This is a genomic window from Baekduia alba (assembly GCF_028416635.1).
GTDB lineage: Bacteria > Actinomycetota > Thermoleophilia > Solirubrobacterales > Solirubrobacteraceae > Baekduia > Baekduia alba.
This window is the reverse complement of sequence record NZ_CP114013.1, coordinates 504419-529177: the sequence shown is the minus strand read 5'-3', so window position 1 is coordinate 529177 and position 24759 is coordinate 504419. Positions and strand designations below refer to the sequence as shown.

The window sequence follows — 24759 nt, the reverse complement described above, 5'->3', positions numbered from 1 at the left end:
GTCACGATGAGCGCAGCAGCCCCTTCCTGGATCGGCGTCGAACAGCGGCACCTCGCGGCCTATGCCGCCGTCGCCCGGCACCGGTCGTTCCGCGTCGCCGCCGAGGCGCTCGGCTACTCCCAGCCCGCGATCTCCCAGCTCGTGCGCCGGCTCGAGAAGCTGGTCGGCACCGCTCTGGTCGTCCGGAAGTCCGGGTCCTGCCAGGTCGGGCTGACGCCCGCCGGGACGCTGATGCTGCGCCACGCCGAGCGGCTGCTCGACGGCTTCGCCGCCGCGCGCGCGGACCTCGCGGTGCTGACGGGGCGCGACCTGCGCGTCGGGGTCCTGGCCGACCTGGGCGGGCGCGTCCTGGCGCCGATGCTGCTCGCGGCGCGCGACGCGCAGGTCCAGGTCGTCGAGCTGGCCGGCGACGCGGAGCTGTCGCGCGCCGTCGCGCGCGGCGAGCTCGACGTCGCGCTGGGCGGCGTCCCGCCGGACGCCGATCGCCTCTGGGTGCGCCGCATCGGGAGCGACCCCTACGTGCTGGCCGTGCCCGCCGCCTCTCCCCTGGCCCACCTCGACGGGCAGCGGCCGCCGTCCGAGCTGCTCGAGCGCCAGCCGCTCATCGCCTGCGGCGACCCCGGCGAGCTGCGGCGCATCGACCGCGAGCTGCGGGCCCGCGGGGTCGCGCCGGCGTGGGCGTCGCGCGCCTCCAGCGTCCCGGCCGCCCTCGGCGCGGTCCGGGCCGGTGCCGGAACCGCCATCGTGCCGGCCAGCGCCATCGGGCCATGGGACGACGCGCTCGTGCCCGTCGCCCTCGACGGCCTCGTCTCCCCCCGCTCGATCTGCCGCTACGTGCACCGCGACCGCCACCTGCCCGACGCGCTCGCGGAGGTCGTCGCGGCGGGCGTCGGCGCGCTGGACGGCGCGGTGCTGGCGCAGGGGTCCTGACAGGGCCTCCCACGCGCGCCCGCGCCGTCGTACCGTCGGTCCGACCGACAAGGAGCACCCCATGGAGCACCGACCGCTCGGACGCACCGGCGTCTCGGTCAGCAAGCTCGCCGACGGCGGCTGGGTGGCCCCGACGCTCGCGCCCGCCGCCCGCCGCCCGCCGCCCGCCGCCCTAGGAGAGGATCATCGCCATGGAGATCACGCGAAGCGGCGTCGACACGGCCAAGGGCCCGGCGGACTGGTTCACGGGCGACGTCGACATCGACGCGGTGGCGACGCCCGCCGCGCCCGCCCGCGCGCAGGCCAACCTGGTGCACTTCACGCCCGGCGCCCGCACGGCGTAGCGCGGCGCCCAACCGGCTCATGGCGCACATCGCGCTCAACGAGGTCGACGACGAGCACCCCGCCGCCGACTGGGGCGACCACGTGACCGACGCGGAGTACGCCGCGGCCCCGACGACCGAGGGCTGACCGGGGCGGCCCGCTACGCCAGCACGGCCGGGCGCGCGGTCAGCGCGTCGAGCAGGCCGGGGAACGCCGCGTCCATGTCGGCGCGGCGCAGCGCGTTCATCCGCGAGGTCCCGACGTAGTACTGGCGGATCAGGCCCGCTTCGCGCAGCACCTTGAAGTGGTGGGTGGCGGTCGACTTGCTGACCGGCATGTCGAAGCCCCCGCACTTGACGTCCTCGTCGATCGCGGCGAGCTGGGTGACGATGCTGCGGCGCACCGGATCGACGAGCGCCTCCAGCACCCGCTGCAGGTCGAGCTCCGACACGTCTGGGTGCGGCGGCACACGTCCCATGCCGCCCATAGTACGACATCTATCAAAGTTTGACAGCGATCGTACTTCTGTGCTTCAGTGCCCGCCATGACGAAGACGGTGCGGTTCCACGAGATCGGCGGCCCCGAGGTGTTGCGTCTGGAGGACCTGGAGAGCGGCGATCCGGGTCCGGGCGAGGTCCGGATCCGCGTGGAGGCGATCGGGGTCAATCGGGCCGAGGCGATCTTCCGGCGCGGCCAGTACATCGAGCCCGTCGCGCAGTTCCCCTCCCGGCTCGGCGCCGAGGCCGCCGGCGTGATCGAGGCCCTTGGCCCGGGGGTGGCCGGGTTCGAGGAGGGGCAGGCGGTCAGCGTCGTGCCGGCGTTCTCGCAGAACGACTACGGCGTCTACGCCGAGCGGGCGATCGTGCCGGCGACCGCGCTCGTGCCCCGTCCGGACGGGGTCGACGCGGTGTCCGGCGCGGCGGTCTGGATGCCCTACCTCACGGCCTACGGCGCGATGGTCGAGGTGGGCGCGACGCGCGCGGGCGACACGGTGGTCGTCAACGCCGCCTCCAGCAGCGTCGGCCTGGCCGCGATCCACACCGCCAACCGCGTGGGCGCCACGCCGATCGCCGTCACGCGCACGCGCGCCAAGCGGGAGCGGCTGCTGCAGGAGGGCGCGGCCGCGGTGATCGTCTCCGACGAGGAGGACGTCGCGGCCCGTGTGCTGGCCCTGACCGACGGCCGCGGCGCCGAGCACGTCTTCGACGCGGTCGCGGGGTCCGGCGTGGTGGCGCTCGCCGGCGCCGTGGCCGCCGGCGGCACGCTGGTGCTGTGGGGCGCGCAGAGCGGCGAGCCGACGCCCTATCCGGGCTTCGACCTGGGCATGCCCGCGCTGAGCCTGCGCACCTTCACGGTGCACGAGATCACCCGCGACCCCAAGCGGATGCGCCGCGCGACGGCCTTCGTCACCTCGGGCCTGCGCACCGGCGCCTTCCGCCCCGTCGTCGATCGCGAGTTCCCCCTGGAGGAGATCGTGCGGGCGCACGAGCACCTCGAGTCCAACACGCACTTCGGCAAGATCGTGGTCACCGTCGCGCGCTGAGGCGGCGCGGCGCCCTCAGCCCTTGACGCCGCCCGCCGTCAGGCCCGCCACGATCCGCCGCTGGAACAGCAGGACGAGCACGATCAGCGGCACCGAGATCACGACCGAGGCCGCGCTGATCGAGCCGAGCGGCTGCTCGAACTCGGTGGAGCCCGTGAAGAACGCGATCGCCGCCGGCACCGTGCGGGCCTTGTCGGAGGCGGTCAGCGTCGTGGCCAGCAGGAACTCGTTCCAGGCGAAGATGAAGGTCAGGATCGCCGCGGTCGCCATCCCCGGCACCGCGAGCGGCAGGACGACCTTGCGGAACGCCATGAAGCGCGTCGCGCCGTCGGTCATCGCGGCCTCCTCGAGCTCGACCGGGATCTCCTTGAAGAACGACGTGAGGATGTAGATCGTCAGGGGGAGCGCGAACGTCAGGTACGGCACGATCAGGCCCGGGAGCGTGTCATACAACTTGGGCAGCCCGAGCGGCGGCGTCGTCCAGAGCCGGAAGAGCGGCGCGGCGATCGCGATCCCCGGGAAGGTCGCGATCGACAGCAGGCCGCCCAGCAGCAGGGCCTTGCCGCGGAACCGCAGGCGCGCCAGCGCGTAGGCGCAGAACGACCCGATGCTCAGCGCGAGCGCCGTCGTCACGAGGCTCACGATGATGCTGTTGCCCAGCGCGTGGGTGAAGTCGGGGTTGTCGAAGATCGCCCGGTAGTTCCCGAGCGTCGGGTGCGGCGGGATGATCGACGAGCTCGACAGGTCCGGCCCGCGCTTGAGCGACACGTTGATGAGCCAGAAGAACGGGAACAGGCAGAAGACGACGATCGCCGCCACGGCCGTCCACGCGTACCACGGGGTGTGCTGCCGCCGGGTGTCCATCAGCGCGCGTCCTCCAGCCCGCGGAGGTTCCCGCCGACGATCCGGATGTACAGGAACGACACGCTCATGACGATGATGAACGTGAGCACCGCCAGCGCCGACCCGAGCCCGTAGATCCGGTTCTGCGCGAACGTCTGGTAGGACAGCAGCGACAGCGTCTCGGTCCCGTGCGCGCCCTTGGTCAGCACGAACGGCAGGTCGAAGAGTCGCAGCGCGTCGAGCGTCCGGAAGATCAGCGCGACGAGGATCGCGGGGCGCAGCAGCGGCAGCGTGATGCGGGTGAACCGCTGCCACGCGGTGGCGCCGTCGACCCTGGCGGCCTCGTACACGTCGTCGGGGATGACCTGGAGCCCGGCGAGGATGAGCAGCGCCATGAACGGCGCGGTCTTCCACACGTCGGCGACGATCATCACGATCAGCGCCTGCGGCTCGGTGCCGAGCCACACCGTGTCGTTGGTGAGGCCGACGGCGCCCAGCAGGTTGTTCACGAACCCGAGCTGCGGGTCGAACATCGTCTGCCACATGATCGCCGTGACGACGGTGAGCACGGCCCACGGGACGAGGATGACCGTCCGCAGCACGCCTTGCCCGCGGAAGGCCATGTGCATGGTCAACGCCATGACCATGCCGAGCACGAGCTCGAGCCCGACCGAGGCGCCGGTGAAGACGAACGTCGTCTTCACCGCGTCCCAGAAGGCGGAGTCCGACAGCGCCGCCTTGTAGTTGCCCAGGCCCACGGGCCCCGCCCACCGGGAGAGCCCGGCGACGCGGACGCTGTACTCGTGCATCGACATCCAGATCGCGTAGCCGATCGGGTACGCGGCGACGAGGACGATGAGCGCGACCGACGGCGAGACCATCAGCGTCGCGAGACGGCGCTCCGAGAGACCTCGGGAGCGCCGCCGCGACATGGGCCGGACCGTCGTGACGGTGGCGGACTCCATCGAACTAGAAGGTGCTCAGGGCCGAGCTGATCTGCTTGTCGGCCGTCTTGAGCGCCTGCTCGGGCGACGTCGAGCCCGAGAGCGCCGCGTTGACGTTCTTGGAGATCGCCTCCGAGATCTGCGGGTAGACGGGCGACACCGGCCGGGACTTGGCCTGCGCCACCCCGTCGCGCAGCGCCGCCGCGAACGGCACCGCCTTCTGCACAGCGGCGTCGTCGTAGGTCGCCGAGAGCACCGACGCGCGGGCGTACTTGATCATGTCCTGCTTCTCGGTCTGCGCGCTGGTGAACCAGTCGACGAGCTTCAGGGCCGCGCCCGGGTTCTTGGAGTACGCCGAGATCACCATGTTGTGGCCGCCGAGGATGCCGGCCTTGCCGGCGCCGGCGAAGCTGGGCAGCGGCGCGACCGCGAACTTGCCCTTGACCTTCGGGGCCTGCTCGCCCAAGGCGTACGCGTACGGCCAGTTGCGCATGAACGTGGCCTTGCCGGCCTCGAAGGCGCGGCGCGCGTCCTCTTCCTGGTAGGTCGTGACGGCCTTCGAGGCCGCGCCCGAGTGGATGCCGTCGACCATGAGCTTGAGCGCCGCGAGGTTCTGCGGCGAGTCGATCACGGACTTGGACCCGTCGGCGCTGAGCACGTCGCCGCCGGCGGCGAAGGCGAGCTCGAGGAAGTCGCAGGTCAGCCCCTCGTAGGCGGCGCCCTGGTAGGTGATGCCCTTGGTCGTGCCCGCGTCCTGGTAGAGCTGCTGCCAGGTGGCCGGGGCCTGCTTGACCTGATCGGTCCGGTAGAAGAGCAGCCCGGTGTCGGTCGCCCGCGGGACCGCCCAGTACTTGCCCGCGTAGTGGACGGGCTCGAGCGTGGAGCTCAGGAACTCGTGCCGGCGCTGCTGGAGGTACGGGGTCAGGTCGTACAGCCACTTCTGCGAGGCGAACTCCGCGGTCCAGACGACGTCGGACTCCATGATGTCGCACTGCGACGTCTTGGCCGTCTCGCGCTGGACGAACTGGTTGCGCGCCTCGTCGGCGGCGGCGGGGAACTCGAGCAGCCGGGCCTTCAGGCCCTGGCCGGCGTACTGCGCGTTGAACGCGGCGACACCCGCCTTCTGGTCGCCGGTCGTGTCCTTCGGCGTGCAGTAGGTGATCGTGCCCTTGGCGTTCTTCATGGCGTTGGGGTCGATGACCTTCGCGCCGTTGATGTGCGCGGCGCCGCCGATCGCGGCCGCCGTGCTCCCGCTGTCGCTGCTGCCACAGGCCGCCACCGATGCGGCAACGCCCAAGGCCACTGCTGCGCCAACCCAACGGCGCCCTTCCACCTTCAACGACATGTCTCACTCCTGGTTGTCATTCGGCTCCTGCTTTACGCGAGCTGACCCGCGCTGGGGACATCGGCGTCGACCACGTCGACCGCCTGCAAGGCTTCGTTGATGACCAGGCACGCGGCTCCGCGCGCCCAGAGGTCGTCGTCCACGGCGTCGGCGACGAGCTGGCAGTCCGTGGCGGCGGTGGAGAACGCGTGCGCGCGCCAGGACGCGTCGAGCGCCGGCCCGAACAGGTCGTGGGTGGCAACCCCCTCGCCGGACAGGATGATCCGCTCGAGGTTGAGCAGGTTGCAGAGCACGGCGAGGCCGCGCCCGAGCGCCTCCCCGGCGACGGCGAAGGCCTGACGCGCCGCGACGCCCGCGGTCCCGCGGTCCTCGCGCGCCAGCGCGGCGGCGTCGTCCAGCGAGGCGCAGGCCGGGCCGCCCTGCGCGGCGACCGTGCGGAGGATGCCTTCGGCGGAGCAGATCGCCTCCAGGCACCCGCGGTTGCCGCAGCTGCAGACCGGGCCGTCAGGGTTCAGCGGCAGGTGCCCGAGCTCCCCGGCCAGCCCGGTGCGTCCGGTGAAGAGCTCGCCGCCGAGGACGAGGCCGCAGCCGACGCCGACGCCGGTCGACACGACCGCGAACGACTCGACGTCGCGGCCCCGTCCGAACCAGCGCTCGGCGACGGCCAGCGCGTTGAGGTCGTTGTTGACGACGATCGACAGCCCGGTGGCATCCGCGAGCGGGCCGGCGATGTCGGCGTCGTCCCACCCGAGCACGCCGGAGTGCACGAGCCGGCCGGTCCGGCTGTCGACGTGGCCGCCGAGCGCGATGCCGAGGCCGAGCGGCGAGGGGCCCTCGCCCTCGCGCGCCGCCAGCAGCTCCTGCACCACGTCGGCGGCGGCGGCGAGCGTGCGGTCGACGCGGTTGGTGCGCAGGCGCCGCTGAGCACGTGCGATCACTTGGGCACCCATGTCGGTCAGGACGCCGGTGACGAGCTGGGGATGGAGCTTGAGCCCGACGACGACGTGGCGGGCGCCGTTGACGGCCAGCAGCTGCTGCGGGCGGCCCGACCCCTTCTCGGCCCGCGCCTGGCCGACCTCTTGGAGGTAGTCGGCGGCGACCAGCGGGGTCACGACCTTCGTCACGGTCGACGGCGACAGGCCGGTGTGCCGCGCCACCTGCGTCCGGGACATCGGGCCACCGCTCAGGATCGTGGCGAACACGAGCGAGCGCGTCTTCGCGGAGAGGACTTCGAGGCTCGAGGAGCCGGCGATCTGACGCGGCAGGACGAGGTGCGGGGCGCGGTGCGTCGTCACGGGAAGCGGATCATGTCCGGATTCTTTTCGCGTGTCAAGAAATAAGCTAGGCTGCCTCGCCATGGCGATCGAGACGACCGAGGAGAACGAGGGCGCCGTCCAGGCCCCGCACGCGTGGTGGCAGCGCGGCGTCCTCTACCAGATCTACCCGCGTTCCTTCGCGGACTCCGACGGCGACGGGACGGGGGACCTGCGCGGTATCACGGCGCGCCTGGACCACCTCGCCTGGCTCGGGATCGACGCGATCTGGCTCAACCCTACGACGCCGTCGCCGAACGAGGACTGGGGCTACGACGTGTCCGACTACTGCGACGTGCACCCGGACCTCGGCACGCTCGCGGACATGGACGCGCTGATCGCCGCGGCCGACGCGCGCGGCATCCGGATCATCCTCGACCTCGTCCCCAACCACACCAGCGACCAGCACGCGTGGTTCCAGGACGCGCTGACCGGTCGCGACGCGCAGTACCGCGACTTCTACGTGTGGTCGGACCCGGGCCCCGACGGCGGGCCGCCCAACAACTGGGTGTCGGACTTCGCCGGCTCGGCCTGGACCTTCCACGAGCCGACCGGGCAGTACTACCTGCACAACTTCCTGCCCAGCCAGCCGGACCTCAACTGGTGGAACCCGGCGGTGCGGGCGGCGTTCGACGACGTGCTGCGGTTCTGGTTCGAGCGCGGCGTCGCCGGGTTCCGCATCGACGTCGCGCAGGCGATCGTCAAGGACCGCGAGCTGCGCGACGACCCGGTCGCGCAGCCCGACGACCATCCCCGCGTGCGCGAGCTCGGGCTCAAGCCGGTCTACAGCATGAACCGACCCGAGGTCCACGACGTGCTGCGCCGCTTCCGCGCCGTCGCGACGGCGCAGCGCCCGGAGCGGATCCTCGTCGGCGAGACCTACGTCTTCGAGCTCGAGCAGCTCGTGCCCTACTACGGCGACGGCACCGACGAGCTGCACCTGGCCTTCAACTTCATCTTCATGCACGCGCCGCTGGAGGCGCCCGCGCTGCGCGAGATCGTCGAGACGATCGAGGCCGAGCTTCCGGCCGGCGCGTGGCCGGTCTGGGCCGGGTCCAACCACGACGGCGGCCGCTTCGCGCGCCGGTGGGCCGGCGGCAGCCCGGACCGCGCCCGCTGCGCGCTCATGATGCTGCTCGGCCTGCGCGGCACGCCGTTCCTCTACTACGGCGACGAGATCGCGATGGACGAGGTCCCGATCGACCCGCAGGTGGCCCGCGACCCGGTCGCGCGACGCACCGGCGACGCGTCGCGCAACCGCGATCCCGGACGCACGCCGATGCAGTGGACGCCCACCGGCGGCTTCGGGCCCGGCGACGCGGAGCCCTGGCTTCCGGCTGGCGACGCGTCGCGCTGCAACGTGGCCGACCAGCGCGACGACCCGGCTTCCACGCTGCACCTCGCGCGCGACCTGATCGCGCTGCGCCGCGCCCGCACCGACCTCGGCACCGGCGCCTACAAGACGCTGCCCGCGCCCGACGGCGCGTGGGCGTGGCAGCGCGGCGACGGCACGGCCGTCGTCCTGAACCTCGCGGGCTCGCCCGCCGACGTCGACCTCGCGGGCCAGGTGCTGATCGGCACCGACCGCCGGCGCGACGGACAGCGGTTCGACGGGCGGCTCGCGCCGTGGGAGGGCGTCGTCCTGGCGCTCGACGCAACCCGGCCGGCCTAGCCGGCGGAAGGAGAGACAGATGGCCGCCATCGAGTTCGACGGCATCACGAAGCGCTACCCGGACGGCCACGAGGCCGTCAAGGCCCTGGACCTGACGATCGACGCCGGCGAGTTCGTGATCCTCGTCGGACCCTCCGGCTGCGGCAAGTCGACCGCCCTGCGGATGGTCGCGGGGCTCGAGGAGATCAGCGCGGGCGACCTGCGGATCGACGGCGAGCGCGTCAACGACCGCGAGCCGCGCGACCGCGACATCGCGATGGTGTTCCAGAGCTATGCGTTGTACCCGCACATGACCGTCCGCGACAACATGGGCTTCGCCCTGCGCCTTGCGGGCACGCCCAAGGAGGAGATCGCCCGCCGCGTCGACGACGCGTCGGCGGCGCTCGACCTCGGCGCGCACCTGGACCGCAAGCCGGCCCAGCTGTCCGGCGGGCAGCGCCAGCGCGTCGCCATGGGTCGCGCGATCGTGCGCGAGCCGCGGGCGTTCCTCATGGACGAGCCGCTCTCCAACCTGGACGCGAAGCTGCGCGTCCAGATGCGCACCGAGGTCGCGCGGCTGCAGCGGCGGCTGGAGACGACGACGCTGTACGTCACGCACGACCAGACCGAGGCGATGACGCTGGGCGACCGCGTAGCGGTCCTGCGCGGTGGTGTGCTGCAGCAGTTCGACACCCCGCAACGGCTCTATCGGCAGCCCGCCAACGCGTTCGTCGGCGGCTTCATCGGCTCGCCGGCGATGAACATGATCGCGGGCGAGCTGGCCGAGGACACGATCCTGACGCCGCTCGGGCCGATCCCGCTCGAAGGTCTCCTGGACCGCGACGCCCTCGCGGCGGCCGGCGGCCGGACGGTGACCGTCGGGATCCGGCCCGAGCACTTCGAGGACGGCCGCCGCGTCGATCCCGCGCGCCGCGGGCTCGCGGTCCTCCCCCGCGTCGAGCTGACCGAGTCGGTCGGCTCGGACCTCTACGTCCACTTCCCGGTCAGCGGCCAGGACGCGGGCGCGGCCCTGGCGATCGCCCGCCTGGCCCCCGACGTCCCGGCGCGCGCCGGAGAGCGCGTCAACCTGTTCGTGGACCCGGCCCGCGTCCACGTCTTCGACGCCGACAGCGGCGTGGCGCTGCGCACTGCGGCGGTCGACGACCCCGTGCGGCCGCCGGCGCCGGCGCTCGTCTGAACGCAGACGTTCACACGCAGGCAAAAAAGGGGAGGGCCCCGCGGCGGATCGCCGCGGGGCCCTTTTTGTTGTTGTTGTCGTTCTCGATCAGCGGTGCAGCGAGCCCCGCGACACGACGAGCTGCTTGCCGAACGTCGCCGATTGGAGCAAGACGCTCGTCGACGCGGCGGTCCCGGCCGCCTGCGCCGGCCTCTGGACGATGCGCCACGACCCGCCGGTGGCGAACCACCAGCGGATCCAGCCGTAGACCAGCCCGTCGGTGCCGACCAGCGGGACGCGGCTCAGGAACCGCAGCTTCCCCGACCGCTGGCTGTAGGCCCGAGGACGGCGGTTCCAGAGCACGCGCAACGCGAACTCGGTCACGCGCGGCGACCGATGGCGCGTCGCTTCGAACGGCGCCTGGGCGCGAAGCCGGTCGCCTTCGCGCATCCTGCAGGACCCCGGGACCGTGGAGAGCTTCAAGAGCAGGACCGAGTCCCCGGCGACGTTCTCCTTCGGCGGCTCCAGGGTGACCACGATCGCCTTGCTCGGCCTGGTGCGCCCGCGCCAGCTGCCTTCGAGGACCGGGTACCGGCGCAGCACGAACGAGAGCAGCCACAGGACGACGCCCACCGCCGCCCAGGCCAGCGCGGTCCCGGCCCAGCTCAGCGGCACCGCCGCCTGCGCCCCGCCGTAGGTGAAGGCGGTCGTCGCGATCGCCGCGATGATCGCTGCGTCGAGCGAGAGGGCCGACAGGTAGCCGCGCACGGCGGCGTTCTGCGTGTTCTGGCCGATCTCCAGCGCGGTGGCCGCAGCGATCACGACGACCACGCCGACGATGGTCCCGAGCCCCGCGAGCGTGAGCAGGGCCAGCGCGCCCGAGGCGAGGATCCAGAGCGACGACTGGGACGAGGCGTACGTGGGGCGCGTGTCGGCGTCCTTGCTCGTCCTGAGCAGGACAAGGATCGACAGCAGCCGCGTGCCGCCGGCGAACGCGACGAGGATGCTCGCCGCCCCGGGGCCGACGCCGAGCGAGATCAGGTGCGACTCCAACCGCAGGAACAGCAGCTGGAAGACCCCGACCCCCAGGCCGATGATGAGCACGCTCACGATCGCGGCCCGGATGCCGAGGACCGCATGCCACGAGCGGTCACTGGCCGGCAGCGGCTCGCTCTTCGGTTGCGGCAGGTCCTTGAACCGCGCGATCTGGACGCCCTGCACGAGCAGCGCGATCCCGGCGCCGACGAGCGCCCAACGGACGCCCACCCACGCGGTGATGCCGGCGAACCCGAGCTGGTAGGCGGTCAGCACCCCGTAGGTCCAGCTCTGGCACAGCCCCTGGGCGGTGGTCTTGTGCTCCGGGAAGCGCGTCGACGCGACCGAGCGCAGCGGCGCCGACGTGCGGATCACCCAGGCGCCGCCGACCAGTGCGGCCACGAGGGTCCAGCGGCTCGGCGCGAGGGCCGCGCCGAGTGCGCCGGCTCCCGCGACCGCGTAGCTGGCCACGATCGTCCCCCGCGGCGAGAGCGGCTTGTTGCGCCACAACCGCATCGCGGTCAGCAGGAAGGACAGGAGCAGCCCGTAGGACGTGAGCGTGCGAACGCCCGACTCGTCCATCCCGGCGGCGTCGGCGATCTGCTTGAGCGCCATCTGCGGGAACGTCACGGCGAGCAGGGCCGCGGCCCCGCCGACGCCGACGAAGCGCGCGTATTTCGAGAGTGCGGGTGGTGCGGACACGGTGCCTCCTTGGCTTCGTGTGAACACGCCCTTAACAAGTTGTTTACACAACGAGTTTCAGGGCAAAAGGGGAAGGCGCTCGGCCGCCGGGAGGCGGCCGAGCGACGAGCCGCCGCTCCCCGTTGCGACAGGGAGCGGCGAGGAGGGCCCGACCGCTGGCTACGGTCGGGCCCGGTGCATCAGTGGTGCTGGCGGTGCATCCGCAGCGCGAGCGGCACGCAGAGCGCGGCCGTGACCGCGATGCCCGACGCGAAGATGCCGATGTCGCTGAAGGCGGCGTAGGCGCTGCCGCCCGCGTAGACGCCGACGGCCACGCCGAACTGCCGCGCCGAGAAGCCGAGCGACTTGGCGGTCGCCCCCTCCATGCGGTCGTTGCAGTCAGAGGAGAGCGCGTTGGTCGACACGTCCTCCGTGACCATCCCGATCAGCAGGACGGCGACCAGCGGCACGCCGGCGAACAACGACGACGCGGCGATGATCTGGCCGGCCAGGAACCCGAAGGTCGCCACGCGCCCCGAGATCTTGCGACGCAGGCGATCCAGGACCAGGAACACCACGAAGCTCACCAGGCCGTCGAAGCCGAACAGCGCCACGGTGTTGGGACCGTGGCCGTGGCCGGCGAGCAGCGTGGCCAGCGGGCCGATCCAGATGCCGTAGGCCAGCCCCTGGATCAGGTACTGCGCGATGGCGGTACGGGCGATCGGGTCGCCCAGCACGGTGCGCATCGATACGCGCTGCTCGGCGTCCTCGACCTGGGCGGCCGGCAGACGCGCCGGCACGACGATCCCGAGGACCACGAGCACAGCGCCCAGCACCGCCATGGCGATGGACAGGCCGAACTGCCCGGTCAACAGCGTGAGCACGCCCAGGAGCCCGAAGACCCCGAGGGCGAACGAACCGGTCAGCAGCGCGGACTGCGCCTTGCGGTCCGCCGCGTCATCGACCGACGCCGCCAGCAGGTGACGTACCGGCCCCTCGACGCGGGCGCACAGCAGGCCGATCACCGCCGCCGCCACGAACGTCCAAGCCAGACCCGGCAGGTGCGGCAGCAGCGCGACGACCACGCCGAGGCTGACGACGCCGGTGCGGATCAGGTGACGCGAGCCGATCCCCCGCTCGACGTGACCCATGAGCCAGACGCCGGGGACGATCGTCAGGATCGCGACCGCCTGGAGCAGACCCCCGAGCGAGGGGCCGGCGTGCAGCCGCTCCAGCAGCTGCGGCTGGACGCGGGAGAAGGACAGCAGGGCCGCTACGGGCGCCCCACACAGGATGCCGGCGACGACGTCGAGCACTTTCGAGCGCTGACCGCCGACCGATTTGGCGACGCCGGCGGGCGCTTTGGAGCGCTGCGCGCCGACGTACTTGGCGAGCTTCATTGAGGTTCCTTCCTCAGTGCTGCAAGGAGACCGCCCCGGCATCGGTGCCGGGGCGGGGTGGTGCGAGGTGGTGCGCGAAGGGCCCGGCCGCTGGCTGCGGTCGGGCCCTTCGGTGGTGCGTCAGGCCTTGAGCTCGAAGCCCCACCAGCCGCGGGCCGGCATGGGCATGTCCACCTTCGCCCGGTTCAGCTCCCCGACCGTGTGCCCGCTGAGCAGGTCCACGGTCTGGGCGCCGCGAAGGCTCCGGCGGAGCCGCGTCGGAAGCTCACCGATGAACCGGCGCGCTTCGCGCCCACGGTTGTAGATGAACATGAGCACCGTGCCGTCGAGCTCCCGGACGCAGCCCCACTGCTGGACGTTGTCCGGTCCGTCGAGCAGCTCGAAGCTGCCGGCCATGACCGCGGGGTTCCGTGCGGCCATCTGGTACATGGCCATCACGTACCGCAGCCACGACTTCTCGTCTTCGAGCTGGTCGGCGACGTTGACCTGCGAGAAGTGGTCGCGACCGTCGGGCATCGGCAGGTACAGGAGCTCGTGGTGCGCGGTGGAGAAGCCGCCGTTGGCGCTGGTGCCGTCCCACGGCATCGGCGTGCGGAGGCTGGGCCGGGCGTCCTCGGCCTCGACCAGCGCCCGGTGGTGTCCGGTGCCGGTGAGGTTGAGGTAGTACTCGCCCTTCGCGCCGGGCAGCCCCATCCGCTCGGCGAGGTTGAGCTCCATGAGCCGCCGGTCGTAGTCCAGCATGGAGCTGAACCCGCCCACGACCGCGTCGTCGACGTACGGCCGCCCCCGGTCGCCGTGGCCGTAGTACCCCCGGAGCGCCGCCTTCTTCTCATCGGTGGCGCGCCAGGCCCGGACGTCGTCGTGACAGGACGCGAAGACGACGTTGGCGCAGCCCGGCGGGATGGCCGGCCGGTCGAGCACCGGCCTGAGGAACTCCTGCGCGGACCCGATGGCCTGGCCCATCCACTGGCCGGTCCTGGCGTCGAAGTCGAACTTCAGGTCGCACTCGAGCGCGCCCGGGCTTCCGAAGTACCGGTGGCTGTCCTCCACGTCAGCCTCGCCGAGGAAGATGATGCCCGCGCGGTGGCAGGTGACCCGGATCCGGACCCTCCGGACGACGGGGTGGACGGCGTGCAGGTCCTCGCAGGGCGTGCCTTCCTCCTGGAGGAGGAACGGCTCAGCGTCCCACCGGAAGCCGTCGACGCCGAGATCGACCCAGAACTTGAAGACGTCGACCATCGCGTCCTCGACGGCCGGGTTGTCCCAGTTCAGTGCCGGCTGGGACGCCTTGAACGGGTGGTAGTAGTACTCCCGCCGTACCTCGTCCCACGTCCAGTTGCGCGCCGCGACCAGGTCGCCGTCGCGGTCCCGGACCATCCGCGGGTCGGGGTCGACCTCGAGGATGTTGCGGATCTCGTGCTTGACGCCGTGCTCGTCCCGGTAGGAGACGTAGATGTTGCCCTCGGGGTGCCAGACGTAGAAGTCGCCGTACGGCCCGTGCGGGTCGTGGCGGCTCTGCTGGAACCAGTAGTGCTCGGCGCTGGTGTGCCCCGGGACGACGTCGATGACGACCCGGAGGCCGAGCCGGTGAGCCTCGGCGACCAGCTCGCGGAAGTCGTCCAGCGTCCCGTAGTCCGGGTCGACCTCGTTGAAGTCCGAGACGTCGAAGCCCTGGTCGTCGCCGGGCGACTTCATGAACGGCGGCAGCCAGATGGTGTTGAAGCCGCAGTCCGCGAAGAACGGCAGCTTCTCCTTCATCCCGAGGAACGTGCCGGTGCCACGACCGTCGTGGTCTTTGATGGCGTAGACCGGCAGCTGGACGATCAGCGCGGTCTGGGCCCAGGGCAGCGGCTCTGCCCCGGAGGTGGTGTTGAGCGACGCGGCTCCCTGCACCAGGTGCAGGCGGCGCGTCGCCAACGACGGAGTCCCTTCCATCGTGGTTGCTCCTTCTGTGATTCGGCATGTAGGACCGAAGTCGTCGGAGACCGGTTGGCCTCCGACGCGACTCGCGCTCGTCGGGGTGCTGACGGCGAGCGGCGTCCGAGTGACGAAGTGGTGCTGATGCCACTCGGCCTCCGGGGCGTGGCCCGGCGGTGCGTACCACCGTGGGCGATGAAGCCCGAGCGACCTGTGTCGCGACGGTGGCTGCCTCGGCCTCCCTTTCAGTGGAGGCCGCTCGGCGGTGGAGCAGCGGGCGCCCGCGATCTAGAGCAGGGGCGTTTCACGCCGGCGAAGCGCCGGCGTCAGCGCAAGCGCAACGCTCGTCTGGCCGATCAGCCAGGCGCCGCACACCGCTTCGACGGGGAACGCCCAGGCGCTGTGGGCCCAGGCGAGGTGCGGCATCAGAGCGGCGGCGGTGATGATGGACAACGCCGCTGCTTCGAGCGCCAGGGCGACGAGCGCGCCGAGCAGACCCAGGACGTCATTCCGGATGACCTGCCGGCGCGCGACCGCGATGCCGTACTCGAGGACGGCGACCAGGACGCCCATGGTGAACATCCGCGCGACGTGCGGTTCCACCAGCGCGACGACCGACAGAAGCGCGAACGCCGCGAGCACCGCGGGCACCATCGGGAGCCGACGACCAGCATGGTCGGAGACGACGGCCGTGAGCACCATCGGGCGCCGCCGACCGGCATGGACGAGGAAGACAGCCGTGACCGCGACGCCGGCGACGAACAGGGCGCCGTCGAGCACCGCCCACGCCATGTCGGGGGAGCGGACGAGGATCCCCGCCGCCAAGGCCGCCAAGAACGTGAAGGGCCAGGCTCCGGGCCGACTCGTGACGAGCGCCGGTTTGACGGCCGACGGTCGCGGCAGCGCCTCCACGAAGATGTCCCCGACGAAGGCGCCGAGAACCCCGAGGAACGTGACCGCCGCCGTCAGCGCGACGGCCGGGTGGCCTTCCAGGACGGCGGGGACGGCAGGCAGCCAACCGGCTTCGGCTAGCCAGCCGACGCCGAGGAGCCCGACCAGGACGACCCCGACCGCGCCGAGGAACCAGGTCCGGCCGGCGAACGGAGCGGACGCCAGGTAGCCGCAGACGAGCGCGACCATGAGCAGGACACCGGGGTAGTCGAGCACGAACGGGTCGAACGCGATCCAGGCGACGGCGCCGAGGATCGGCAGCACGGCGACGCCGAGGCGCGTCGCCGTGAGGAGACGGTGATGCATGGTGGCTCCTTCCATGGAGACCAAAGAGGAACGGATGGACGACCGCAGGTCCGCCGCCCGAGGGGGCGGCGGACCGGAGCGTGGGTGCTAGGAGATGCGAGCGGCGTCGCGGCACCACTCGGCGAACTGCGCGACGAACGGATCGCCGTGCAGACCCGACTCAGGGTCGGGACGGTCGGGGTGGTAGTTCACCCCGAGCAGGCGTGCGACCGAGTGGTTGAGCCGGAAGGCCTCGATCACCTGTGGTGAGGAGCTCGTCGGCACGCTCACGGCCTCGGCGGCCAGTTGCAGGCCGAGGTGCTTGATGGCCCAGCCGTGCATGCAGCGAACCGGCAGGCCGGCGCCGTCGTAGTACCTGGCCGACTGCGCCGGCTGGATGTACGTCCGGACGAGCCCCGGCTGATCAACGGGCGCGTGACCCGTGGTCGATTCGAGGGTGCTGCCGAACAGCGAGGCCAGGACCTCGGCGCCGTAACTGATGCCGAGGACCGGCCGGTTGCTCGCGAGCATGGCTGTCGCGAAGGTGCCGATGTAGTTCTCGGTCTTCTCGTCGACATGCGCCTGGGCGCCGTAGCGCTCGCCCCAGCGGGCGGGCGACGGGTCGGGGCCACCCCACTCCACGCCAGCGATGACGGCGCCGTCGACCTCCGCGACATAGTCCTCTATGAAGCGCGGGAGCAACGTCGGGACCAGGACGGGACGGAGGCCGTAGTCCTCCATGAGCCGGAGGTAGGACGCGCCGAACACCTCGCCGACCTGATCGGGCTGAAGCGGGACCCGCTGGGCGCTGAGCAGCGCAACTTTCGGCGGGGCCCCGAATTTCATGTGAATGGCGTCCATGTGGATCCTTCCACTTGTGCCAACCCAGACTTCCTGCCTGGGAGATGCTGAGGGAGCAGCGCGCTGAGGCGGTGCGATCCCGAGGAGAGAAGAGAGAGAAGAAAAGAGAGTGCGCGCCAGACCCTACGCGCGCGGCGGCCGAGCCTCCAAATCGCCCTTCGTCGGTTGCCGGCGGCCCGAATCGACGAAGCGTGGACGCAGGCGCGCGCGTTCCAACGAAGCCTCGCGCGCGCGAGTGACTTTCCCGACGGTTCGGCCGGCACCGGACCATCGTGCACCTACGCTGCCACCATGAGCCGCCTCACCGACGCCCTGCGCGAGCGCTACCTCGCGCTCAACGGCCGGCACGACATCACCGCTGGCGACGACGCGTACATCAACCAGCACTTCGTCCCGGTCGCCGCCGTGGCCGGCCTCGGCCTGACGCCGGACCAGCTGCCCGGCCTCATGCTCGCCGGCGCGCTGCCCCTGCCGACCTACATGCGCTCCGACGGCGAGCTGATGGCCGCGCCGGGTCTGCTCGCCCTTGCGACCGAGGCCGGCGGCATCGAGCGGCTGCCCGCCGCGTTCGGCGCGCGGTTCGCCGACGCCGCCGAGGCCGTCGCGGAGTGGCAGTCCTATCTCGGCGGCCGGTACTTCGCCTGCCTGCGCCAGGTCACACCGGCGACGATCCGCCGCAAGGACGAGCTGATGGCCACCATCGATCGCCTGCAGCTCGCCCCCAGCGCGCACGACCCGGAGTGGAGCACGGAGCTCCACGCGGCCGTCGACGAGCTCGACGCGCTCGAGCTGCCGTTCACCTCCTACGACCGGCGCCGCTTCGGCGGCCCGACCAGCCGCGATCGGTGCATCGACGACGTCCGGGCGCGCTTCCCGGCTCGGCCTCAGCCGGCCTTGTCGTCGGGCAGGTACACCGCGCCGCCGAGGCAGTCCCGGAACTCGTAGCGCGGGGTCGCGTGCGAGACGCCCTGCTCCTCCCAGCGCAGGAACCCGGAGTCGCCGGTGCCGGCGGACTGGTTGAAGAGCCGACAGCCGTCGTACAGCACCTTGCCCGCGGTCATCGCGGTGGCCGCGGTCACGATGTGGTGGTAGCCCATCAGCGCGCAGTCGACGTAGCGCACCATCGGACCCCGGGACCCGCTCAGGGTGAACGCGTACTGATGGCTGAGCGCACCCGCCGCCCAGTCCCGGAAGGACTGCGACGTGTCGTCGCAGGACACGAACGTGATCGTCCCCTTGTACCAGTTGGAGTCGATCACCTTGTGGGTGTCGGCGCGGATCTCGAACCGGATGCCTTGGGCGTACAGCCGCATCGCCGAGTCGTTGCGGCTCGGCGCGTCGGCGGTGAGCTGGAAGAACGTGCTGGTCGACTGGGTGTCGGTGATGATGTAGGAGCCCCCGGTGAAGTTCATGGACCCACCGCGCTTGTTCTTCACGAACACGCCGGAGGAGAACTCCACCTTGCAGTCCCGGAACCAGTAGTTGAGGAACTGGTCCTGCTGGGAGACCCCGGGCGTCATGCCCACCACCAGGAACGCGTCGCTGTAGGACCCACCGACCTGGCAGTGGTCCCAGCCCATCTCGCTGTTCAGGTTCGACGACGGGTTCGGCCCGTCGAGGCCGATGGCGCGCGTCCACGCCCCACGCCACTCCACGTCCGTGTACCAGGTGTCCTGCACGCCCACGGCCGCCGACGAGTACGCGTAGTTGAAGCTCGACGTCGCGTTCGTGCTCGTGAAGGTCAACCCCGAGATCCGGATGTTCTTGTACCGCTGGTTGTTCGTCCAGAGCGTCGTGTCGTTCGCCGACGGCGAGTAGGTGATGCGCGACAGCCGCTTGCCGTAGCCGGTGATGGCGATCCCGTCCACGATGCCGCCGCTGGTCGACCCGTCGACGTTGGGCAGGAGCGAGTCCGGTTGGGTCAGCAGGTAGTTGCCGGGCGGGATCACGATGACCCGCTTGGGGATCGCCCCGGAGATCGGCCCCGGTTGGAACGAGGCGAGCACGTCGGCCGCGGCCGCCCGGAACGCCGCGTCGCTGGGGGTCTTCCCGGTCGGGTCGGCCCCCTTGCTGATCACGTCGACGCTGTAGGGATCGTCGCCGGCGCCGGCCGCCGAGGCGCGGTCGGCGAACGCGAGCGGCCCGGCCGCCGCACCGATCCCGACCGCGCCCACGGCGCCGGCCAAGAGGGCTCGGCGGCGGGACAGCGAGCCCCGCTCGGTGTCGGCGGTGACGTCCGCCGGCGGCGGCCCCTGATGGCGATGCATGGCGACTCCCGTGGTCGATGGCTGCCCGTCCTGATCTCGGGCGCGCCGATCATACTGCGGGCTCCAATACATGCATCTTCCCAATACATGCACATTGGGAGGCATCCCATTCCGGACCACCGGCGCCGCCACCGGTGCAAGACGGGCTAGATCCGCTCTTCGCTCGCGGTGAGGTCGCCCCCTGCGTCCCCGGTGTTCGGCGTGCCCAGCGGCTCGATGAGGAGGACATGGGCCTCCTCGTCGGCCTTCGGGCAGTGCTCGACCCCGCGCGGGACCACGAACAGCTCTCCCGGACCCAGCTCGACGTCGCGGTCCCGGAGCTGGATCGTGAGCCGTCCCGCGACGACCAGGAAGAAGTCGTCGGTGTCGGGGTGCGAGTGCCACACGAACTCGCCCTTGGCCTTGACCACCGCGATCTTGTAGTCGTTGAGCTCGCCGACGACCTTCGGGCTGAAGTGCCCGTCGAAGCTCGCGAGCTTCGCGGCGAGGTTGACCTTGTCCTCCATGGGTTCCTCCTGTCGAATGCGCCTCCCCGGCCAGGAGGTTAATGCCCCGCCTCCGCTCAGGGCAGCGGCAGTCCGATCGTCGGGTCGACGCCGGCGCCGAAGGTCGCGCCCTCGGCGGCCGGGTGCGCGTCGATCCACAGCGCCGTCAGGGCGTCGCCGTGCCGCGAGACGACGAACCCCGGGGACCATCCCACCGTCGGCGTCGAGCACCGGCACGTCGACCCGTGCGCCGACCGGCAGGAGGTCGGCGGTCCGCCGCGCACCGGCCTTCAAGCGCCGCGCCGCGCTCGACCCTGGGCAACGCCGAGCACGGTCGGCATGGGCCGAGCCTAGCGTCGCTCGCGCTGGGCCGCTCGCGCCGGGCCCCGACCCGCGGAGGTGTCGCCGCGCCCTGCCGCCTCCCCCGACGTCGGTCAGCGTGGCGCGGTGACCAGCCCGAGCGCGATGCGCTGCGCGATGTCGACGTCGACCTCGGTCCGGCCGGCCAGCGCGATCACGGCGGCCTCGATCGCCGCGAGCGTCGCGGCGGCGAGGGCGGTCGCCGGCGGCCCCGGCGGGATCGTGCCGTCCCTGCGGCCGGCGACGATCAGCGCGCGGACTCGGCTGACCAGCTCGTGCTCCTGGGCGCGCAGCGCGTCTCGGATGGGATGGTCGCGCGCGCCGAACTCGACGCGGATCGCCGTCATCACCCCGGCGATGTCGCGCCGGCAGAAGAGCGCGTGGCGCCGCGCCAGCTCGGCGACGGCGGCGACCGGCGACAGGTCCTCGTCGAACACGGTGCCGACCTCGGCGAACCACGTCTCGCGCACCCACTCCAGCGTGGCGAGCACGAGCTCGTCCTTGTCGCGGAACTGGTGGTACAGCGCGCCACGCGTGTAGCCGGCCTCGGCGGCGACCTCGCCGAGGACCAGGTGGCCGTAGCCGACGCGCGAGATCCCGCGCGCAGTCGCCTCCAGCAGCGCGGCGCGCGAGCGGGCGCGGCGGTCGGCCTGGGTGCGCCGGGGCGCGGGCGACGGCGACGTCATCACGCCGCGGTCCTCTCCATCCCTGCCCACAGCGCTCGGCCCTGGCGCATCATCGTCGGGTAGACGACCAGATGCCGTGCCGGACGGATCGCCGACATGTACGCCTTGCCGGTCCACCCGTTGGGCTTGACCAGCACCGTCATCTGCGCACGGCACCGGCCCGAGCCCGCCGGCCCCGGAACCCAGCCCAGGTGCATCACGCCGTGCATCGTCCGGTTGGCGATCTCCGCCGCGAACTCGTCGTCGGTGAGGTAGAGCGAGCGGAACGGCAGCGTCGCGAAGGCCGGCGGGTCCGTGTCCCGCAGGTCCTCCGGCAACCGCTCCCGCAGGCTCGGCACCCGCGCGTCCAGCCCACCGTCCTCGTCATCCCAGCCCAGCAGGGCGCCGAGCTTCCACCGCAACGCCCACAACAGCCGCGGCAGCCCCGTGGCACCGCGCTCCGGATCCGTCGCGCAGATCAGCTCCACCAACCGCGAGAAGTCCTCCTTGTCGCCCTCCCCCGGCAGCTCCCACACGTCCTCGAGCCCGAAGTCCGGCGTCAGGTCCCGGATCCGCCAAGGCCCCATCGCATACGCGGCGTCGGGCAGCCGCCCACCGCCCGGGGCTTCCGCGGACGCCCCGACCGGCCGATCAAAGATACGTGCATGCATGTATGTATCTTGGCACGCCGGGACGGGCGCGGCAAGCGGGTCGTTTCGCCTGGCGGCACGGTTACCGGGGGCGTGTTCGCCGACCGCTTCGGGCGCAAGCGCGTGTTCCTGGGCGGCGTGTCGGCGTGCGCGTCCTCGGCGCGTCCCGCAACCCCCGCCGCACCGGCGATCGACATCCCGGGGACCGCGCTGTCGTGGCCGCGCTCGGAGCCGTCGTCCACACCCAGCGACCCGGCCGCGCGTCCTTCGCGCACGGCCTCGATGCCGGCTTCATCACGGCGGGCGCGGTCACCTTGGTGAGCGCCGTGTTCACCGGCCTGTGGCTCGTGAGCCCGAAGCCCGCGGTCGCGCCGGCGCGACTCGCCGCTGCGGACGATGCGTCACGGGCGACGACCCGTGCTGACCGACTCGCGCGCGGATGAACACCACCATCGTCGTAAGGGCAGCGCGCCCTCCGAGCTGCCCCGTCACACGGCCGCGGCTCGATGTGCGAGGCTGGGCGAGGTGCTCGCCGCGCCGCCCACGGGGTCGATCTCCGAGGTCGCCTCGACCCAGACGCTCGACGAGGCGCTCGCGGCGGCGGGCGTCGCCGGATGAGCAGCGAAGCCGATCGTGAAGCCGATGTCCGGGCTCGGATCCAGGAGCACTGGGAAGCCTCCGAACGCGGAGACGTCGACGCGGAGCACGCGATCTACGCGGAAGACGCGCGCTGAGCCGCTTCCGCCGCGCGACCAGTAAGCCCCGGCGCGCGTGCGCTAGGTTGAGATCACCATTGATCCGGGGGGTCCCAGGTAGGGGCTGAGAGAGCGCTGGTCCGCGCTGACCCGACGACCTGATCCGGTTCATACCGGCGGAGGCAGTATGATGGAGAGGCACGTCTTTGCGGACGACGGGGCGCCGCGCACGCAGCATCGCGCGGCTCGCGACGGGACGGTGACGCCCGAGATGGTGCGCGTCGCCGAGCGGGAGGGGCTCGGGCCCGACGTCATCCGCGCAGAGATCGCACGCGGCCGCATGGTCATCCCGGCCAACCGCCATCACGGCGGGTTGGATCCGATGGCGATCGGCCTCAAGGCGCGGGTGAAGATCAACGCCAACATCGGGTCGAGTCCCACCACCAGCTCCGCCGATGAGGAAGTGGAGAAGCTCACGCTGTCCCAGCGCTGGGGTGCCGACACGGTCATGGACCTGTCGACCGGCAAGCGGATCCGCGCGACGCGGCAGGCGATCCTCGACGTCGCCACCGTTCCGATCGGCACCGTTCCGATCTACGAGGCGCTCGAGCGCGTCAAGGCGCCGGAGGACCTGACGACCGAGGTGCTGCTCGACGTCATCCGCGAGCAGGCCGAGCAGGGCGTCGACTACATGACGATCCATGCCGGCGTGCTGCTCGAGCATCTCGCGCTGTGCCGCCATCGCGTGACGGGCATCGTCTCGCGCGGCGGCGGCCTTCTGGCGCGATGGATGGTCCACCACGAACGGCAGAACCCGCTCTATGACGGGTTCGACGAGGTGCTCGCCGTCTGCGCCGAGCACGACGTCACGATCTCGCTGGGCGACGGCCTGCGCCCCGGCTCCATCGCCGACGCGTCCGACGCCGCGCAGTTCGCCGAGCTCGACACGCTGGGCGAGCTCGTCGGTCGCTGCCGCGCCGCCGGGGTGCAGTGCATGGTCGAGGGACCGGGCCATGTGCCGCTCCACCAGCTTCAGGAGAACGTCGAGCGCCAACAGCGCGTCTGCCACGAGGCGCCCTTCTACACCCTGGGTCCGCTCGTCACCGACGTCGCTCCCGGCTACGACCACATCACCTCGGCGATCGGCGCGGCGATCGTCGGGTGGCATGGGACCTCGATGCTGTGTTACGTCACCCCGAAGGAGCACCTCGGGCTGCCCGACGCCGACGACGTCAAGCAGGGCCTGATCGCCTACCGGATCGCCGCGCATGCGGCCGACCTGGCGCGCGGCGGAGCGCACGGCGCGCGGGCGGCGCGGTGGGACCGCGAGCTGTCGAAGGCCCGCTTCGGCTTCGACTGGGAGGGGCAGTTCGCGTTGGCCGTCGACCCCGACACGGCCCGCGCGATGCACGACGAGACGCTCGCCGACGACTACTTCAAGACGGCCGAGTTCTGCTCGATGTGCGGGCCGAAGTACTGCCCCATGCACAACTTCCGCGACGTCGACTGGACCCGGCTCGCCGCGCTCGCGGCCCCCGCTCGACCCTCGCCGACCAGCGGCTGAGCTACAGGTCGTGGGAGATGGCGCCGATCCCGTTGGCCGCCGGCCGGGGCCGCAGCGAGGCGCGGTTCGGGCTGGCCGGCGCCATCGCCCCGGCCACCTTCATCGCCGAGTAGACGGCCGTCTCCTGCAGGTCGGCGCCCGTCGTGTAGGCGCCGCTGAAGTGCAGCCCGCCGCGCCCCTTGGCCAGCGCCGGCGCAGCGAGCGTCGCGCCGACGCCGATCGCCCCCAGACCCGCCGTGCCTTGAGGACCTCTCGGCGGGTCAGCGGTGTCGACGCAGACGCCGCGCCTACGGCAGTCGCGCGACGCCCGGCCAGGACCTCCGCGCTGAGGCGGACGTCCCGGCCGGGGTCCCCGCCAGCGGGCTCAACCCTTCGCGCAGCCGTCGCTCGTGTCGCCGACGCTGGGGCCGGACGCCACGTTCGGGCCAGACCGCAGCTGGACGTTCCCGGAGACCTGGATGCACTGCGTCGTGTGGGTGTCCTTGATGCGCACGCGCCCCGCGTAGCGGGTGAAGTACCCCGCGTCACGGTCGTCGCTCTGGCCGTTGATGTGGTACAGGATCACATCCATGTACTTGCGCTGACCGTAGTAGTCGGTTCCGACGGACGTCGTCACCGCGCACAGCTGGCTGCCCTCGTCGAAGAGATAGGTCTTCGCTACGAGCTTGCCGTTGATGGACAGCGGCATCTTGATGAGCTGCTTGCCGACGCAAGGGGCGTCGCTGACCGCCGCGCGGCTGGCGCCGGCCAGCGCGAGCGCGAGCACGGCGGCGATGCCCACCACGGCGCCAAGCACCGCGAGCGGCGTCATCACGCGGCGGGTGATCGATGTGTTCATGAGGTCCCTCCTTGGGGGGTGTCGTTGACACCCAT

22 protein-coding genes, 1 pseudogene and 1 riboswitch are annotated in these 24759 nt (G+C 71.8%); of the genes and pseudogenes, 7 read left to right on the top strand and 16 right to left on the bottom strand.

The window, feature by feature from the left end; translation table 11 throughout:
• Positions 1-6 precede the first annotated feature (6 nt).
• Both DSM104299_RS02535 and DSM104299_RS29330 read left to right on the top strand, forming a co-directional pair.
• Positions 7-930 carry a LysR family transcriptional regulator gene (locus tag DSM104299_RS02535; RefSeq protein WP_272475713.1) on the top strand — a complete coding sequence of 308 codons (924 nt, stop codon included), beginning with the start codon at positions 7-9 and terminating at the stop codon, positions 928-930.
• A 191-nt stretch (positions 931-1121) separates the two neighbouring features.
• Positions 1122-1401 (top strand): annotated as a pseudogene (locus DSM104299_RS29330) (cupin domain-containing protein).
• A 13-nt stretch (positions 1402-1414) separates the two neighbouring features.
• On the opposite strand, the gene DSM104299_RS02525 reads toward DSM104299_RS29330, so the two are convergent.
• Positions 1415-1732, bottom strand: coding sequence for an ArsR/SmtB family transcription factor (locus DSM104299_RS02525; protein WP_272475711.1), 318 nt, complete (start codon positions 1730-1732; stop codon positions 1415-1417).
• Between the two features lie 66 nt (positions 1733-1798).
• Here DSM104299_RS02525 and DSM104299_RS02520 point away from each other — a divergent pair, with 66 nt between their 5' ends.
• Positions 1799-2797, top strand: a complete 999-nt coding sequence (locus DSM104299_RS02520) for a zinc-dependent alcohol dehydrogenase family protein (protein ID WP_272475710.1) — start codon at positions 1799-1801, stop codon at positions 2795-2797.
• 15 nt (positions 2798-2812) lie between these two features.
• Here the strand turns inward: DSM104299_RS02520 and DSM104299_RS02515 are convergent, their stop codons facing one another.
• From DSM104299_RS02515 to DSM104299_RS02500, 4 genes are all read right to left on the bottom strand, one after another.
• Positions 2813-3661, bottom strand: coding sequence for a carbohydrate ABC transporter permease (locus DSM104299_RS02515; RefSeq protein WP_272475709.1), 849 nt, complete (start codon positions 3659-3661; stop codon positions 2813-2815).
• Positions 3661-4605, bottom strand: a complete 945-nt coding sequence (locus tag DSM104299_RS02510) for a carbohydrate ABC transporter permease (protein WP_272475708.1) — start codon at positions 4603-4605, stop codon at positions 3661-3663. Before DSM104299_RS02510 ends, DSM104299_RS02515 begins: the two co-directional genes overlap by 1 nt.
• A gap of 4 nt (positions 4606-4609) precedes the next feature.
• Positions 4610-5881 (bottom strand): ABC transporter substrate-binding protein, encoded by a 1272-nt coding sequence (locus tag DSM104299_RS02505; protein ID WP_272475707.1) that lies wholly within the window; start codon positions 5879-5881, stop codon positions 4610-4612.
• An 80-nt stretch (positions 5882-5961) separates the two neighbouring features.
• Positions 5962-7224: an ROK family transcriptional regulator gene (locus DSM104299_RS02500; protein ID WP_272475706.1), complete on the bottom strand. Its 1263-nt coding sequence runs from the start codon at positions 7222-7224 to the stop codon at positions 5962-5964.
• A gap of 61 nt (positions 7225-7285) precedes the next feature.
• Between DSM104299_RS02500 and DSM104299_RS02495 the strand changes: the two genes are divergently transcribed.
• Positions 7286-8914, top strand: coding sequence for an alpha-amylase family glycosyl hydrolase (locus tag DSM104299_RS02495; protein WP_272475705.1), 1629 nt, complete (start codon positions 7286-7288; stop codon positions 8912-8914).
• 19 nt (positions 8915-8933) lie between these two features.
• Positions 8934-10091, top strand: coding sequence for an ABC transporter ATP-binding protein (locus DSM104299_RS02490; protein ID WP_272475704.1), 1158 nt, complete (start codon positions 8934-8936; stop codon positions 10089-10091).
• Between the two features lie 87 nt (positions 10092-10178).
• On the opposite strand, the gene DSM104299_RS02485 is transcribed toward DSM104299_RS02490, so the two are convergent.
• The 5 genes from DSM104299_RS02485 to DSM104299_RS02465 all read right to left on the bottom strand — a co-directional run bounded on the left by DSM104299_RS02485 (position 10179) and on the right by DSM104299_RS02465 (position 17200).
• Positions 10179-11807, bottom strand: a complete 1629-nt coding sequence (locus DSM104299_RS02485) for a hypothetical protein (protein ID WP_272475703.1) — start codon at positions 11805-11807, stop codon at positions 10179-10181.
• A 179-nt stretch (positions 11808-11986) separates the two neighbouring features.
• Positions 11987-13186, bottom strand: a complete 1200-nt coding sequence (locus tag DSM104299_RS02480; protein ID WP_272475702.1) for an MFS transporter — start codon at positions 13184-13186, stop codon at positions 11987-11989.
• Positions 13187-13306: 120 nt separating this feature from the next.
• Positions 13307-15121: an alpha-amylase family glycosyl hydrolase gene (locus tag DSM104299_RS02475; protein ID WP_272475701.1), complete on the bottom strand. Its 1815-nt coding sequence runs from the start codon at positions 15119-15121 to the stop codon at positions 13307-13309.
• A gap of 270 nt (positions 15122-15391) precedes the next feature.
• Complete coding sequence (locus tag DSM104299_RS02470; protein WP_272475700.1) at positions 15392-16360, bottom strand: hypothetical protein; 969 nt, start codon at positions 16358-16360, stop codon at positions 15392-15394.
• An 87-nt stretch (positions 16361-16447) separates the two neighbouring features.
• Positions 16448-17200: a gamma-glutamyl-gamma-aminobutyrate hydrolase family protein gene (locus DSM104299_RS02465; RefSeq protein WP_272475699.1), complete on the bottom strand. Its 753-nt coding sequence runs from the start codon at positions 17198-17200 to the stop codon at positions 16448-16450.
• A gap of 291 nt (positions 17201-17491) precedes the next feature.
• Here DSM104299_RS02465 and DSM104299_RS02460 point away from each other — a divergent pair, with 291 nt between their 5' ends.
• A complete protein-coding gene (locus DSM104299_RS02460) occupies positions 17492-18145 on the top strand; it encodes a DUF6058 family natural product biosynthesis protein (protein WP_272475698.1) in 654 nt (217 codons plus the stop codon).
• On the opposite strand, the gene DSM104299_RS02455 is transcribed toward DSM104299_RS02460, so the two are convergent.
• The 5 genes from DSM104299_RS02455 to DSM104299_RS02435 form a co-directional block, all read right to left on the bottom strand.
• A complete protein-coding gene (locus DSM104299_RS02455) occupies positions 18085-19467 on the bottom strand; it encodes a hypothetical protein (RefSeq protein ID WP_272475697.1) in 1383 nt (460 codons plus the stop codon). The two genes, DSM104299_RS02460 and DSM104299_RS02455, sit on opposite strands and share 61 nt — an antisense overlap.
• Positions 19468-19613: 146 nt before the next feature.
• The gene (locus tag DSM104299_RS02450; protein ID WP_272475696.1) at positions 19614-19973 is read right to left on the bottom strand and encodes a cupin domain-containing protein; all 360 of its coding nucleotides are present in this window, start codon (positions 19971-19973) and stop codon (positions 19614-19616) included.
• A 56-nt stretch (positions 19974-20029) separates the two neighbouring features.
• On the bottom strand, positions 20030-20167 hold the full coding sequence (locus DSM104299_RS02445) for a hypothetical protein (protein WP_272475695.1): 138 nt from the start codon (positions 20165-20167) through the stop codon (positions 20030-20032).
• Between the two features lie 219 nt (positions 20168-20386).
• Positions 20387-20998: a TetR/AcrR family transcriptional regulator gene (locus DSM104299_RS02440; protein WP_272475694.1), complete on the bottom strand. Its 612-nt coding sequence runs from the start codon at positions 20996-20998 to the stop codon at positions 20387-20389.
• Positions 20998-21564: a DUF2867 domain-containing protein gene (locus tag DSM104299_RS02435; RefSeq protein WP_272475693.1), complete on the bottom strand. Its 567-nt coding sequence runs from the start codon at positions 21562-21564 to the stop codon at positions 20998-21000. Before DSM104299_RS02435 ends, DSM104299_RS02440 begins: the two co-directional genes overlap by 1 nt.
• A gap of 852 nt (positions 21565-22416) precedes the next feature.
• A riboswitch (TPP riboswitch) is annotated at positions 22417-22524 on the top strand.
• On the opposite strand from DSM104299_RS02435, the gene thiC reads away from it, so the two are divergent.
• Complete coding sequence (gene thiC, locus DSM104299_RS02430; RefSeq protein WP_272475692.1) at positions 22513-23886, top strand: phosphomethylpyrimidine synthase ThiC; 1374 nt, start codon at positions 22513-22515, stop codon at positions 23884-23886. It overlaps the preceding riboswitch by 12 nt.
• Positions 23887-24250: 364 nt before the next feature.
• On the opposite strand, the gene DSM104299_RS02425 is transcribed toward thiC, so the two are convergent.
• On the bottom strand, positions 24251-24724 hold the full coding sequence (locus DSM104299_RS02425; protein WP_272475691.1) for a hypothetical protein: 474 nt from the start codon (positions 24722-24724) through the stop codon (positions 24251-24253).
• Positions 24725-24759: the final 35 nt, after the last annotated feature.